14 protein-coding genes and 1 pseudogene are annotated in these 13,542 nt (G+C 61.5%); 10 read left to right on the top strand and 5 right to left on the bottom strand.

The window, feature by feature from the left end; translation table 11 throughout:
• The first annotated feature begins 28 nt into the window (after nucleotides 1-28).
• From J7E80_RS07835 to J7E80_RS07815, 5 genes are all read left to right on the top strand, one after another.
• Complete coding sequence (locus J7E80_RS07835) at nucleotides 29-1,099, top strand: CHAP domain-containing protein (RefSeq protein ID WP_215050915.1); 1,071 nt, start codon at nucleotides 29-31, stop codon at nucleotides 1,097-1,099.
• Nucleotides 1,096-1,611 carry a hypothetical protein gene (locus tag J7E80_RS07830; protein WP_215050914.1) on the top strand — a complete coding sequence of 172 codons (516 nt, stop codon included), beginning with the start codon at nucleotides 1,096-1,098 and terminating at the stop codon, nucleotides 1,609-1,611. The genes J7E80_RS07835 and J7E80_RS07830 overlap by 4 nt, the downstream gene beginning before the upstream one ends.
• A gap of 39 nt (nucleotides 1,612-1,650) precedes the next feature.
• A complete protein-coding gene (locus J7E80_RS07825; protein ID WP_215050913.1) occupies nucleotides 1,651-3,105 on the top strand; it encodes a chromosome partitioning protein ParA in 1,455 nt (484 codons plus the stop codon).
• Between the two features lie 195 nt (nucleotides 3,106-3,300).
• Entirely contained in the window at nucleotides 3,301-3,537 is a 237-nt protein-coding gene (locus J7E80_RS07820; RefSeq protein ID WP_215050912.1) for a hypothetical protein, read from the top strand.
• Between the two features lie 301 nt (nucleotides 3,538-3,838).
• Nucleotides 3,839-5,578, top strand: coding sequence for a MarR family transcriptional regulator (locus J7E80_RS07815; protein WP_251036619.1), 1,740 nt, complete (start codon nucleotides 3,839-3,841; stop codon nucleotides 5,576-5,578).
• A 183-nt stretch (nucleotides 5,579-5,761) separates the two neighbouring features.
• Here J7E80_RS07815 and J7E80_RS07810 read toward each other — a convergent pair whose 3' ends face one another.
• From J7E80_RS07810 to J7E80_RS07795, 4 genes are all read right to left on the bottom strand, one after another.
• On the bottom strand, nucleotides 5,762-6,394 hold the full coding sequence (locus J7E80_RS07810) for a ribbon-helix-helix domain-containing protein (RefSeq protein ID WP_251036618.1): 633 nt from the start codon (nucleotides 6,392-6,394) through the stop codon (nucleotides 5,762-5,764).
• Nucleotides 6,395-6,462: 68 nt separating this feature from the next.
• Nucleotides 6,463-7,404, bottom strand: coding sequence for a ParA family protein (locus J7E80_RS07805; protein ID WP_215050909.1), 942 nt, complete (start codon nucleotides 7,402-7,404; stop codon nucleotides 6,463-6,465).
• A gap of 1,797 nt (nucleotides 7,405-9,201) precedes the next feature.
• A complete protein-coding gene (locus tag J7E80_RS07800) occupies nucleotides 9,202-9,711 on the bottom strand; it encodes a hypothetical protein (protein ID WP_215050908.1) in 510 nt (169 codons plus the stop codon).
• Nucleotides 9,712-9,760: 49 nt separating this feature from the next.
• A complete protein-coding gene (locus tag J7E80_RS07795; protein ID WP_251036617.1) occupies nucleotides 9,761-10,030 on the bottom strand; it encodes a hypothetical protein in 270 nt (89 codons plus the stop codon).
• A 153-nt stretch (nucleotides 10,031-10,183) separates the two neighbouring features.
• Here J7E80_RS07795 and J7E80_RS07790 point away from each other — a divergent pair, with 153 nt between their 5' ends.
• Nucleotides 10,184-10,585 carry a response regulator transcription factor gene (locus tag J7E80_RS07790; RefSeq protein WP_215050907.1) on the top strand — a complete coding sequence of 134 codons (402 nt, stop codon included), beginning with the start codon at nucleotides 10,184-10,186 and terminating at the stop codon, nucleotides 10,583-10,585.
• Between the two features lie 113 nt (nucleotides 10,586-10,698).
• The gene (locus J7E80_RS07785) at nucleotides 10,699-11,448 is read left to right on the top strand and encodes a hypothetical protein (protein ID WP_215050906.1); all 750 of its coding nucleotides are present in this window, start codon (nucleotides 10,699-10,701) and stop codon (nucleotides 11,446-11,448) included.
• Nucleotides 11,449-11,481: 33 nt separating this feature from the next.
• Here the strand turns inward: J7E80_RS07785 and J7E80_RS07780 are convergent, their stop codons facing one another.
• Nucleotides 11,482-11,685, bottom strand: coding sequence for a cold-shock protein (locus J7E80_RS07780; protein ID WP_214838723.1), 204 nt, complete (start codon nucleotides 11,683-11,685; stop codon nucleotides 11,482-11,484).
• 324 nt (nucleotides 11,686-12,009) lie between these two features.
• Between J7E80_RS07780 and J7E80_RS23725 the strand changes: the two are divergent.
• From J7E80_RS23725 to J7E80_RS07770, 3 genes and pseudogenes are all read left to right on the top strand, one after another.
• Nucleotides 12,010-12,159, top strand: a pseudogene (locus J7E80_RS23725) (recombinase family protein); the annotation flags it as partial.
• 174 nt (nucleotides 12,160-12,333) lie between these two features.
• Nucleotides 12,334-12,501: a hypothetical protein gene (locus J7E80_RS07775; protein ID WP_215050905.1), complete on the top strand. Its 168-nt coding sequence runs from the start codon at nucleotides 12,334-12,336 to the stop codon at nucleotides 12,499-12,501.
• A 406-nt stretch (nucleotides 12,502-12,907) separates the two neighbouring features.
• On the top strand, nucleotides 12,908-13,492 hold the full coding sequence (locus J7E80_RS07770) for a recombinase family protein (protein WP_215050904.1): 585 nt from the start codon (nucleotides 12,908-12,910) through the stop codon (nucleotides 13,490-13,492).
• Nucleotides 13,493-13,542: the final 50 nt, after the last annotated feature.

The raw sequence follows: 13,542 nt of genomic DNA, 5'->3' as shown, positions 1-13,542 counted from the left end.
GGGACATCAGGTGAAGCCGAAAGGTCTCATGACGGTGGCACTGGTCTTGGTGCCCGCCGTCTTCTTCGGCCTGATCTTCTCGATCCTGCTCCTGTTCGGCTCCAGCACCGCCGCTGACGCCAGCTGCGAACCGGCCGAAGCCAGCCTGGATGACGACGACCTTCCCAAAACCGTTGCCGGCTATTCCGGGAAGCAGCTGGCCAACGCCGCCCTGATCATCAATGCCGGCAAGGACCTGGGCCTCCCGCTGAAGGGCCAGATCATCGCGGTCATGACGGCCATGGGTGAATCCGGGCTCCGCGTCCTGGACCACGGAGATGCCGCAGGACCGGACTCCAGGGGACTGTTCCAGCAGCGGGACAACGGCGCCTGGGGCACCTACCAGGACCGGATGAACCCGACGACGAGCGCGGGCAACTTCATCAAGGCCTTGCAGAAGGTCGAGGGTTGGGAGCAGCTCGAACCGACACTCGCAGCCCACAAAGCCCAGCGCAACGCCGACCCGTACCACTACGAACGCCACTGGCCTGCAGCCGTGAAGGTCGTCAGCGCAGTGACCGCCGTAGAGGTTTCCTCGGATTCCGGCAGCTGCTCCCTCCCGGGCGCCTCGGGCGCCGGCGATGACTTGCCCTGGAAAAACGGTCCCACCTGGGTCGACGTCGGTACCGGAAACCCTGCCAGCCATTCACCCCTGGGAATGTTCAACCGCGAATGCACCGACTTCGCACTCTGGCGCATCAACCAGCAACTCGGCAGCACCGGCGCCCCATTCAAGGTCCACAACAGCACCTTCCGCCCCGACGGGCAGAACCTCGGATCAGCGGTGACATGGAAGGACGGCTGGAACACCAAAGGCTGGCCCACCGGCACCACCCCGCGTGTCGGCGCCGTTGTCTGGTACGCCCCCGGCATCGCCGGTTCCGATCCCAAACACGGCCACGTGGCCATCGTGAAAGCGGTCAATAAAGACGGGAGCTACCTCGAAGAGGGATACAACGGCAATCCCGCCCCCGAGGACCACAAGTACTACACCCGCAACGTCAGCAACAACGTGCCCAGCGCGTTCCTGTACCTGCCGGGCATGGAGGAAAAACCATGAAACTAGCCCTGACCGTCCTGGCCGCGGCCTTGCTCTGCACATCCTGCGCACCAGCGGCGGACACCCGGTCCACACCAGAAACGCCCGGAACACACACCGCCGCTGCGTCGGCGCCGGTTTCCCTGAGCGCCGGCGGCCAGCCCCAGGCGCCCGGCGGGACCGTCCCGCCCACCTTGGGCATCGCCTGGGATGAGGACAGCAAGAAAGCCGCCGCCGGCGTCGCATCGAGGGCGATGGCGGACTTTGCCCGCCCCGCATCCGAGGCGACCCGCTGGGCCAACGACTTCGCCCGCTGGCTTACACCTCAGGCCACCGCGGCGTACTCGGCAGTGGACCCCGCCAACATCCCGGCCGCCCGGGTCACAGGACCAGCCACGCTGGATGTGGATGAGACCAACGGGTACGGCGTGATCGCCACCGTCCCCACCGACGCAGGCCCCTACAGGGTTCACCTGCTGCGCACCTCTCGGGACTCCCCGTGGAAGGTCAACCGGCTCACCCCGCCGGCCTAAGACGCCAACCCTCGACACCATGAAGCAAAGGAAAAACGTATGGGTCTCACTCCAACAGACGTTCCGGCCTTCCCCAAGATCCAGGCCATCGTCCGCTCCAACGGCACCGCCGAGGTCATCGTCGCCGGGAACACCAAGTACGCCGGGGAATCCGGCAGCCTCGCTGAACTGCGTGAAAACGCCCTCGCCGCCGTCGTCGGTGAAGCCAAGACCCTCAGCCGGCCCGTCCGGGTCCAGATAGAAGACCCCGAGGGACACGGAGAACTCTTCGTCAGCCCCGACGGCAGCAAACAATCCGTCAGCTACACCGCCAGAAGCCGCGGCCGGACAAGCTGTGAAACAACACCCACTGCTGGCAACCCAGCCGGAGAACTCACTGCAGCTCCCCTGACGGCACCCGCTGTACAGCCTGCCCCGGCGAAGGCCCAGACCCTAATCATTCCTGCACCACCAACGGGAGTCCCGGGAGGGCACATGACACAGCAACAAACCCTGGAAGCCCCCGCCGCTCGAGACCAGGACCAAGCGGAACCCCAGGCGCGGCGGAGCCTGAAAGAAACGTCGTTCCTCGTCAGCGCGCCAGTGCTCGAACCCGCTACCCGAGGATGGAGGGGAACTTTGACCCGGATGGGGTTCCGCATGGATCCCTCCGCTGAAGAGCTGGCCGAGCGCGAAGACATCCGCACCGTGAGCCAGCACTGGCCCGGCCCCCGCACCGTCGCAGTGGTCAACCGCAAAGGCGGGGCGAACAAGACACCCACTGTCGTCATGCTCTCCGCCATCCTGGCCCGCTACAGCGGAGCGGCCACCGTCGCCTGGGACAACAACGAGTCCCAAGGCACCCTGGGCTGGCGCACGGAAAAGGGCTCACACGACAACAGCGTCCTGGACCTCATCGACTCATCCCAGGCACTCCTCTCCCCCAGCACCAACGCCGCAGAAATCGCTAAATTCGTCCATCACCAGACCGCAGACAAATTCGACGTCCTGCGCTCGGACGAAAACGAAGAAGGCGACCACGAAGTAACCGCCGAGGAAGTCGACATCGCCCACCAGGTCCTCACCCGCTACTACCGGCTCATCGTCATGGACTCCGGCAACACCGCCCGGGCAGCAAACTGGCGCCGGATGATCCACCACACCAACCAGCTCGTCGTCCCCGTGACAGCCATCGAAGACCGGGCAGAAGCCGCCAGGTTGACCCTGCAGACCCTCGAATCCCGCGGAGGCCACGACGCGGAACTCGCACGCAACGCCGTCGTGATCGTCTCCGAATCAACCGACGCCAAGCGCAGCATGAGCGGAGACGCACTCAAAAGGGCCAAAGACGAAGCCCAACGCATCGCCGACGGCTTCGCCCCCTACGTCCGGGCCGTCGTACGAATCCCCTACGACCCCGCCCTGGTCAACGGACCCATCCGCTACGAGGCCCTGCAGCCCGCCACCCAGCGGGCATGGCTGTCCGCAGCCGCAGCCGTAGCGAAGGGATTCTGACGGAAATGAAAATCGAGCTCAAAGTCACAAACGCGACACGCGGCCGTTTTCTGAAAACAAATCCCCGAAGGCCTAATTACACGGTGATAGTTTCGGAGCAGTCGCAATGACGTCTCAGTCAGTCTGAGCGGCTGGGCAACACAACTATGAAGCTGTAACCGCTATGGCGGGTACAAAGTTCAAAGGACACAGCACATGACGGCAGTAGCAGTAAATCGAGGCGGCGGGCGCCCCAGTAAAGGCCTGCGTAAGTTCATTGGTTTCCGCACACAGGAACACACTGCTGACGGTATCGCCAAGGTGGCAGCCCACAAGGGCCTGACCGTCACTGAATATGTGCTGTCCGTTGTAGAGCCAAAGCTGCAAGAGGACCTGGCCGCACTTGACCGGGATGACTACCAGCAGGAGCTGCCCATCCGCATTGCCTCATAACAAAAAAGAAGGCCCGCACTAGGCGGGCCTTCGAAGCTTGAGACTTACCCTCTGGATTGCTTGCCGGCGGATCAGATTGTAAGTCGTGGAGAGCCTAATAAGGCCATCCTTTGTGTTGCTATGAAACCGATCTGGCAGGATCGGCCCTTTTTCGTACTCAATCCTCGAAAGGATTACCCACATCGTACATCAGCACATCTCCGTGCTGCCAGCACGCCCGGCTACAGGCGTGTCACGGCAGCCAGACGACCCAGCAACCGTTTGGGCTGCGCTAGCACCACTGCTGGCCGGTCAACCCCGTATGCGAATCTCCCGCGACGCAGGCAAGACGTACCCCCAGAAGCACGAACGGAACCTCACCGAATCTCTTCCGTCCTTGCCTGCCGCCGTACGGATTTTCGGCAAAGACGGTACCTGCGCGGCCATTTTCCTTGACTTCGACTCCTCCGTCGGTGGCCCGGACTGGGTCGAGGCTGACGTCAGAGCCGTCCAAAAGTGGCTTCACACCTGTGGGGCACGGTGGATCGAGGACTTTTCCCCCAACGGAGGCCGGCACGTCTACGTTCCCTTAGAAAACCGGGTGACGTTCTCAGAAGCACGGGACCTCGTTGAAGCACTGGGCACTCGCCTCAGGACTCTCGACAAGACACCGCACCAAAACATACTCCACGGCTGCATGCGCACTCCTGGCTCCCCGCACAAACGCGGGGGCCACCAACAGCTAGCTATCAGCCTGACCACGGCGTATGACATCGCCCGCAGACCTAACAAGGCAGCAGTCTGGGCAGCGATGAAGGCCGATCTCAGAAGGGAGATCGAGGCTGTTCAAGCCCTCCGTCTCAATGCACCCTTTATCTCTACGAGCGAAGCCACGGCGTTCCATAGGCCAGCAGGCCGCATGTCCAGAGGCATGCAGCAGATTGCACTCACCGGTCTCTACGATGCCAACCGGTACGCCTCCGATTCCGACGCACGACAAGCAGTGATTACCGCAGCTGCAGCTGCCGGAATGGACCTTACTGATGTAGAGCGCCGAATCATGCAAGGCATTTGGCCAGGGCTCGCTTCCTTCTATGCCCGCTATGCCTCTCGACACCGTATGCCAGCGCTCAAGCGGGACTGGACGAAGGCAATCGAATACCTGCGAAAAAACAAGGGATCCGCAGCACAAAATAACAACGCACACAGATCCCCCACAAGCCAACCAAATACACAGCCCCCAGCACCAACTGGGAACCTCATCTCGTCGGATCCTCAAGCTGAGCATCGCTACATCCGAACCTGGCGTAACGCACTCGCCCTCAGGGAGCACTACTACACAGATTCTAGGAACGGCCTCGCACGAAGGATGGTTCTGAGGGCTCTTGGTGAGGCTGCGCATATGACTGCGTCCCGCTTCATTGAATTTGGAGACAGGTCCATTGCTGTAGCTACAGGGCTGGACCACACGACCGTCGGATCACACCTTAGAGCTCTCCGCACAGAGAGCGACCCTCTGGTCACCCTGGTTGAAGTCGGACGAGGGACCAAAGGTGACCTCTACATGCTGACTATTCCGCAAGATGTACGGGCAGCTGCTGAGGATCTCCCCTGGCGAAAGGGAAAAATTCATGCACTGAGACCGGTTTTCAGGGAATTAGGGTTGCCGGCGGCCTTCGTCTACGAGGCGCTTGAACGCTCCGCGGGTATGAACACCGCAGAGCTAGTGCGACTGACGAAGCTGTCTCGTACTGCTGTAAGTGAGAGTCTGGAGGTATTAGCTGCCTGGAACATGGTGGCGAGGGATACGGCACGCGTTTGGTCAGTGGTATCCGGAACATCTCTAAAGGAATTGGCAGAACATTTTGGAGTCCTGGAAGCTGTAGCGAGACAGCTCTACAAGTACCGCATCGAGAGGATCTTATGGCGGGAATGGCTACTGAAAAACGTGAATACCGTCGCTGAACTGCTCGCTCCCGATGAGGACTACCCTTGGGACGCCTACGAGGGCCCACCCGATGAGTGGGCCCTCGCGGACCTCGCGTTTACCAGCACAGCATGAATGTAGGCGCACGCTCGGCATCAGGGCGTTAGACGCAGCCCGATACAGGCGTCCCAATCGTAGATTGGACGGAGGCACGGAACGGCCAATCGCTTCATGCCATAACGGATGCCATATGTCCTATGGCATGTCCAATGTGATCCGAATGAGTTAAAGGCAGCAGAGCGGCCCCTCCCCCACCGCCTATTGGCTGGCTACGTGCAGTTTGAAGGCTGTCGAGACAAGAGCGCTACGTGAGGGCGCGCCGAACTCAACGACCTTCTCATCGAGCCAAGCGATCTGTTCATCATCCAGGCGCACTTGGATCTGAATCCCAGCTGACCCACGGCGACGTACCGTCCGGCGTGGCATGCCGGAGGCCGTTGGGACTGTCTCCGGCAGGAATTCACGGGCAATAGTGTCCGGATCCAAAGCGTCGAACGCATCCAAAAGGAGATCAGCGTAAGTAACACGCTGGAGGTGGACGGTCTCTTTCACCGTTAATAACAGGTCGGGAGCCAAGTACACACCCACGTTACGCGGCGCGCCCGCGACAGTCTTGGAAGCCTTTGCGGTTGATCCCTTTGGCTTCTTGCCGTTCTGCTGAGAGCTATTCTGGCTTGAAGATGCTGTCTTCGCAGCTGTCGGTTTTCCCGGGGACTCGACTGGCTTCGATCGGTCAGCCTGATTATCTTGCTCTCCGGATTTCAGTCCGTTGTCCTCCCCCTCCAGCTCCACGCGAGATTCCGGCGTAGCGGAGTGCCGCGCCGGTTCGACCGGAGACGCGTTCAGGTCGACGGGGTTCGTTTCTGTTCGTTTGCGCTTCGGGGCCAGCATGCCCTCTAACTTCCCTCCACGAGTCGTGGCAGGAGCGAAAGCGCCCGCTAGGCTGGGTCGGTTGCCGTTCACGCCAGCCCCTCGCTTTCGATTTCGTTTAGACGGGCCAGAATTTCGCCCGTTAGCTGCTCGAACTCCTCCGCGAGCCCTCCGGCATTGCGTGAAAAGAACCCATCTGTCGGCTTCTCCCCCGCCCTTAGGGCCTTAAGCCGATTCTTCTGCGCGTCTGTGACGGCGCCCTCGAGTTCGTGGAAAAGCAGTCCTTTTCTTCTGGCGTCAGCACTGGCGCTTTCGAGATTCCGGATTCTGGTTTCGAAGACCGGTGCAACCGCCCCCAACATCTCCGCCAGGGTCTCTCGGACACTACGTTCCAAACGTAGAGACCGTGGGCCCACACCAAAAAGGACGATGCCGGCAAGCTGCAGTGAAGGGTTCCGGTCCCTCACAGCCATGAACCGCCGGGCAATGCGCTCAACACCATCAATGCTCGCATCGTCTGACTTGGTCGGGATGACCACTGCACTAGAAATGGCAAATGCGCCCTCGACGAGGATCCTCTCCCCCGGCGGAGTGTCAATAAGGATGAGGTCGTAGTCGTCAGCCAGCGGTGCCAGGACCGTGTAGAGCATGTCACCAAAGTCGCTCGCATCAGAACGGCTTGATCGGGAGACCATGAGACCTTGAATGTCCTCGAGGTCCTGGCCGCCAGGGATGACGTCCAAATTCTCTCGCACATTGCGGAGGATCAACGGAGTGGTGCCTGCTACCAGCGCGTGGAACAGCTCACGGCCTGTCTGCCGCTCGTACCCTAAGTCTCTGGCGAGGTCACCCTGTGGATCGAGGTCTATCATCAGTACGCGTGAGCCCGCCAAGGCCACGTATCCCCCGATGTTCGCGGCGGTTGTTGTCTTACCTACTCCCCCTTTGCCGTTGGCAAAAGAAACGACGCGTTCGATGGCTCGTGCCTGGTTCGTCGTTGGGCTTGCTGGTGCTTGTAATGATCGTGCCATCGATAATGACCCCCTGGTCGTCTAGCGCTCTACGTTTCACCGTATGTGAGGTATCCCCGGAGTTCTGGCATCGACACGCGTGACACGGCAAGTTTGTTGTCTAACTGCAGTTTCAGCAGGTGCTTAAGTTTGGTTTCATATGGAGCGCACACCCTGCATGAGGGCATCACTCCTTGTTTGCAATCCAATTGCGTGCTTCATGGGAGCCGACATGGCGTATTCAACGTGAGTAACTGCTTGCGCGGGGATAGGAGCTGATATACGTTCTGTCGTTGATGCTCACATGTCGGCCGCTGTGGGACGGACGGTGTGCGTGTATGCTTGCCCGGATATTGTAGGATCAATGCGCGTTCACGCTATAGCTATGGTGTGGTTTATGGCGTGAAAGCTGACTGGAATCCCTGATTGTTCTCATGTTCTGACCAGCAGGTGCTTAAGTTTGGTTTCATATGGAGCGCACACCCTGCATTAGGGCATCACTCCTTGTTTGCAATCCAATTGCGTGCTTCATGGGAGCCGACATGGCGTATTCAACGTGAGTAACTGCTTGCGCGGGGATAGGAGCTGATATACGTTCTGTCGTTGATGCTCACATGTCGGCCGCTGTGGGACGGACGGTGTGGGTGTATGCTTGCCCGGATATTGTAGGATCAATGCGCGTTCACGCTATAGCTATGGTGTGGTTTATGGCGTGAAAGCTGACTGGAATCCCTGATTGCTCTCATGTTCTGACCGACGGGGCCAACCTGTGCGCTATGTGCCTACGCACATTACTCGAGTTCTGGCTGTCATTCACGTTATAGCTATGGCGTGATTTATGGCATGAATCCTATTGGAACTCCGACAATGCCATTAGGACAGCTGCCACAAAGTAGCTTTCCCGCAACAGTCACGGGTATGGCGGGCGAGGACTTCATCTTTTCCTTCCCGGGGCGGGTCCGGACCAAGCCGAGGCGATAGCAGGGGAGATAAGCCGCCGCTTCGCTGCCGGAGTCGTTCTGGAGGGCATCAGCTTTCCGACCGTCAGCTATGGCACCGCGACAAACGATTCCTGCGGCACCGACCTGCGAATCATGATCGCGTCGGCTGGCTAAGCCTTCTACCGGCGAAATCAATGGGACGAAACCGGCGCCGGGCAGGACAATTGAACGCCGTGAACGTCAAGCGCCTCGCAGGCACAGTACGGCACTGGTGAGTCCACGCGTGCCGGGACAAGTGAGGGGACGTGCGAGTGGAAAGGGAGCCCCGTGCCAGTTCACTGGCAACGTGCCGGGGCTCCCCGACAGTGCATGCAGCCATTGGGGGAAAGCTGCACTGCCTCAGAGAAACCTACCGTGGGTGGCAGGGCCGTCATCACCCTGGGACCCGGATCTAACCATTCTTGAGCCAATCTTGATCCAGCTTCTTCGATGGAGCTGGGGAAAATATCCAGAATGACGCTACACGCGATGCCCTGGCAACCAGGCCCGACGGGGCCGTCCACGACAGCGACGGCAGCGGCCTGCCTGGGACCTAGCGGCCCGATCAAACCGGACATACGGTGGAGGTTTCCTCCGCTAGGGAAACGGGGAGACCGGCAAGCAGCGCGGCCTCCCTTTCCCTTGCCCCTGGCGGCCGGCCGCGCAGGCGGGTCTGTGACAGTCCGATCTGTGCCGGCGGGGCGGGCTGGGATCCGCCCGGCGTGATCGGTACCCACCTTCACCGGTGATTCCATCAGATTGGAATCACTGTGCGGGAGGGCCGGATGAGGTCAACGTGGAGAGTGGAGTCCGTTCCTGGTATTCACCGGGGTTGTTGTCAGATGGCGTCCCTGGGAAGGTCCCCGGCTTGGGCTGCTTCGGGCTCTCCGCTTCCGGTTAGACCCCGCCAGCCAAGTACTATTGCGGCCACGGCCGCAACGAGAAGGCCTGCGGCCAGCCATGCCTTGCCGTGGCCGGGGCGGGTGGGCCTGAGTTTCCGCTCCGCGCGGCGGACCGCCTGTTCGGCAGCCTTCCGTGCCTGTTTCGCGGCCTTCTGATTCCCTGTCAGTGTCAGGACAACTGCGTGGACCACCTCGGGCATATTGGCGTCCTCAAGCCGGGACAGCGCCCAGCGCACAGCGGCGTCCACCTGGGGCGCGGGGTGAGCGGTGTGTCTGGTCCGGCCCGCCGCGCCGTGCTGAACATCATGGGGAATCCTGTTCAATCCGATCATGGTCATCTCCTCCGAACCGATGGCTGCCAGCACCAGACTACGCCGGGGGCCGCCGGCTGACTCCCGCGCCGCAACAACCGCCCGCCCCGCCTTCACTGTTCGGCTGGTTCGCATCCGCCGCCTTCACCCCGCGGCGCACAACGGGAAGGGCGCGGTGTCGGCTCTACGTGTTTTCTCCAGGCTGGGTTGCGTCGAAGAGCCGGTGCTCCGGCGGGGGTGTTTGGGTTTTTTCGGCCTTGGCGCGGATGAAGTCCAGGTCCTCCTGGGAGAGTATTGCCTGGCCGTGCTCGTCACGGTCAACCCTGACGCCGGTTTCCTGGCAGATCTCTTCCGTCATGGTGCGTGGCAGGATCAGGCATCCGGGATTGTCTGTGAGCCACCGCTGCGTTGCGGGGCTGAGTCGGTCCCAGTGGTCCTTGATTTTCATCTTCATTGATGATGCCTTTCTGAGTGAGCCCGCAGGGACGTGGTCGGTCCCGGCGTGTGCTCAGGGTACCTGACGATCTGGGAAGGACAGGGCGGCGATCAAGGGGCTTGAGGTTTCCGTCCTAGACTGTGAGGCACCTACTACAGGCCGGGGGGCACGTTGGGTTCACGGGGGCTTTGCCTGGTCATCGAGGATGACCAGGATATTCGGGATTTGCTCACGCTGATCCTGACGCGGATGGGGTTTGGTGTTCATGCGGTGGGCAACGGCGTTGAGGGGATCGCCGCGGCCTGGGAACACCACCCGGTCCTGGTGACGGTCGACCTGAATCTGCCGGACCTGGACGGTCTGGACGTCGCCCAGCTTATCCGGGCACGGTCCCAGGCGCCGATGCTGTTTATCACCGCGCGGTCCGAGGTCGACGACGAAATGGCCGGCATGGCCTCCGGAGCAGCGGCGTACCTGACAAAGCCCTTCCACCCCCGGCAACTCACCGAGGTAGTGAACCGGCTCTGCCCCGCAGGACCCCTGACCGCACACCAGCAGGACAGACGCGCCTGACGATATCCACTGAGGCTGGGACTGGCTGACGCGTTTGGGCAGGGGAAGCGTACCCCTGGCAGTGTCGGCCCTTTCGGCTGCTGCCTCAGGGTGCCGATGGGTAGACTCGCTGGATGCCCGTCACACGCAATGTCGCCTGGGACGAGGGACTGGAATCCTTTAAGGGCCGGGACACGACGCACTACGTGACCACGGCGGCAGCCATCGCCACGACATGCGCTGCCTGCCGGCAGCCGCTGCAGCCCGATGAACCGCTGTCCTTGAGTGTGGATATCATCGAAAGCACCGCGCCGGACGGAACGGAATACGTCACGTTCACCGACTATGTGTTCCACCGGCAGTGCAGCGAACCGGGCCTCACCGTGGGCACGGCCCCGTGGAGGCCGGCCGAGCTGACGCCTCTCGCGGCCCGGATGGTCCTGACCCAGGAAGCCGTCCCCGGCAGCCCCGGGACGGTTGTTGCCGCGCTGGCGTACACGCTGACGCCGGTAGTCTCCTTCCGTGAACGCGACGGAGAACTGACCTCCGCGCTGGTGTCGATCCTGCTGTCGCGCGGCTTCCAGCTGGCCATGAGCCCGGACTACACCGACATCCTCGACCAGGCCGCGGAGGTGGAGGGCAGCTGCTGCCTGAGAGTCACCGGGGACGGCCTCGTCACCCTGACCATCGGCGGGGAACCCATCTATTCCGAACAGCTCAACCCGGAGAATCCCGACGATGCCCGGTGGCTGGAGGCAGCAGCAAATGGCTCCGCCCTGATTATTGCCGGGGACAACCTGGTTATCACCGACACCATGCTCGACGTGAGCGCAGCCGCACACCTGGGCACGCTGGTCATCGGGTACATCCCGATCCAGACATGACAGGACGTACCCAATCGAACGGAAATTACACCCCTACATTGGGCGGATGTTCTCCGCCTGGGGACCTTTCGGACCCTGGGCTACCTCGAACTGAACTTTTTGGTTCTCTTCCAGGGAGCGGTAACCGCTGGAAGCAATCGCGGAGTAATGGGCAAAGACATCTGCGGACCCGTCGTCAGGGGCTATGAAGCCGAAGCCTTTTTCGGAGTTGAACCATTTCACTGTGCCTGTTGCCATGCCCGCTGCCCCTTGGAACTTTTCATCTCGGCCGCGGGCTTTACGGCACCGGCGGCGCGGAAGTGCTCTCCCGCTCGTCCCAAAACTACGGTTCCCTGCGTATCGGCGCAAGAGCCAGCGCAGTTGGGGGAGTTTGAGACCGGCGGCGGGCTGGGGTCCACTGAGATGGGGGAAACCAGTGGAGCTTCCGCCGTCGGCCTGTTCTAAGGGTACGCCGGGAGGGGCCTTCCCCCGCCGGAGCGGCCTCGGGCGGCCTCTATGTCTCACAACCTTCTGGATGAATCGCTGTACCACCGTTAGTTGAGAGACACATCGGCGCAGCTCATGACGAAACTGATCGGCTACGCACGCGTTTCGACGCGGCAGCAGTCCAATGACCGGCACTAGGCGGACCTTGTGGCCGCCGGCGTCCGACGCGATGACGTCTACGTTGGTCACGGTGTGTCGGAGGCGCGAGCCTCACTACCCCAGTTCGGCCTATCTCAATGCACAACTGGAACGTCGAGTTCTAAGAAAGCAATGGGCGCCTGCCTCCATGGCCAAGGCACCCGTTGGCTGGTGTTGCGCCTCATTTGCCCCTGAGGCAGAACCGCTCCGGGGAAACCCGGGGATCCGGTTGCCCCCAGGCCAGGCGCAAGTACATCCTTAATGATGACTAGGAAGTATCGGTGGCGGGTCGTGGTGACAAATGGCCTCGACCGCACCGCGGTCTGGTTCGGACTGGCCGCCAGCAAGGCGGAAGCCGAAGCGCTGGCCCTTTCCGATCATCCAGGATGGTTCGTCCAAGAAGCCGACCGTGCGGTCGCACCCTACTAGTAGTTGGGCAGGAAAGCGGGAGCCTGCTCGTCCATCGGATGCCCCGTAGTTCCGGCGGGCACCGGTCGGAATCGGGGACGAGCGAAAGCGGCCTCCTGAAAGCGCTGAGGTTGGGACTGGCTGACGCGTTGAGCAGGGGAAGCGTATCCCTTGGCAGTTTCAGCCCTTTCGGCTGCCGTCGCAGTTCATCCTGGCGGTTCCTTGAGGCTCTCGAGACCACCGTCAATAACGACCATTTCTGACTAGTCTTTTCGACTTGCCGGGATTGGTGCCGGAAACTGGCCATTCCAACCGATATTTGTAGTCAGAACCCGTTCCCGCTATCAAAGGTGGTCGGAACACGGGACGGAGGGTTTTTGACGCGTTTTCCGACGACGTGTCGCCCCGAGGATTGAAAGGCGGCCATGTGAGCCGAAACGTGATTGGCTACGCCCGAGTCAGTACCCGCGGGCAGTCCCTGGATGCGCAGGTCGATGCACTTGTGGGAGCCGGCGCCATCAAAGTCTTCATGGAGCACGCCTCCGGTGCGACACAGGCACGGGCGCGGTGGCAGGACTGCCTGGAACACCTGCAACCTGGCAACATCCTGGTGGTCACCGACCTAACCAGACTGGGGCGCAGCACTGCGGACTTATCCGATATCGTCACGGTACTCGGACGCCGGGGGATAGGCTTCCGGTCTTTGGCTGAACCCTGGCTAGATACGACCAGCGCGCATGGGAAGCTGATTTTCGACATGTTCGCGTCCTTGGCCGAATATGAACGTTCACGGCTGTCCGAACGCACGAGGGCAGGGTTAGCGGCCGCTAAAGCCAGGGGCCGGCGCGGAGGCCGTCCACCCGTGATGACCGCGGCAAAACTCGAGACGGCCAAAGACCTGCGGCGCCAGGGGAAGAAACTGCAGGAGATTGCGGAAACCCTCAGCGTGAGCATGTCCTCCTTAACGAGGGCTCTCGGCCCGCGAATGGGGCAAGTCGGCACCGGAGCGTGAGCCCGTCGTTCTGGATGTTGCCTAAGTCAGTTTCCGTACGCGGTCAATGA

It is taken from the genome of Arthrobacter sp. ISL-28 (assembly GCF_018613875.1).
Taxonomy (GTDB): Bacteria; Actinomycetota; Actinomycetes; order Actinomycetales; family Micrococcaceae; genus Arthrobacter.
This window is presented reverse-complemented; position numbering and strand designations above follow the sequence as displayed.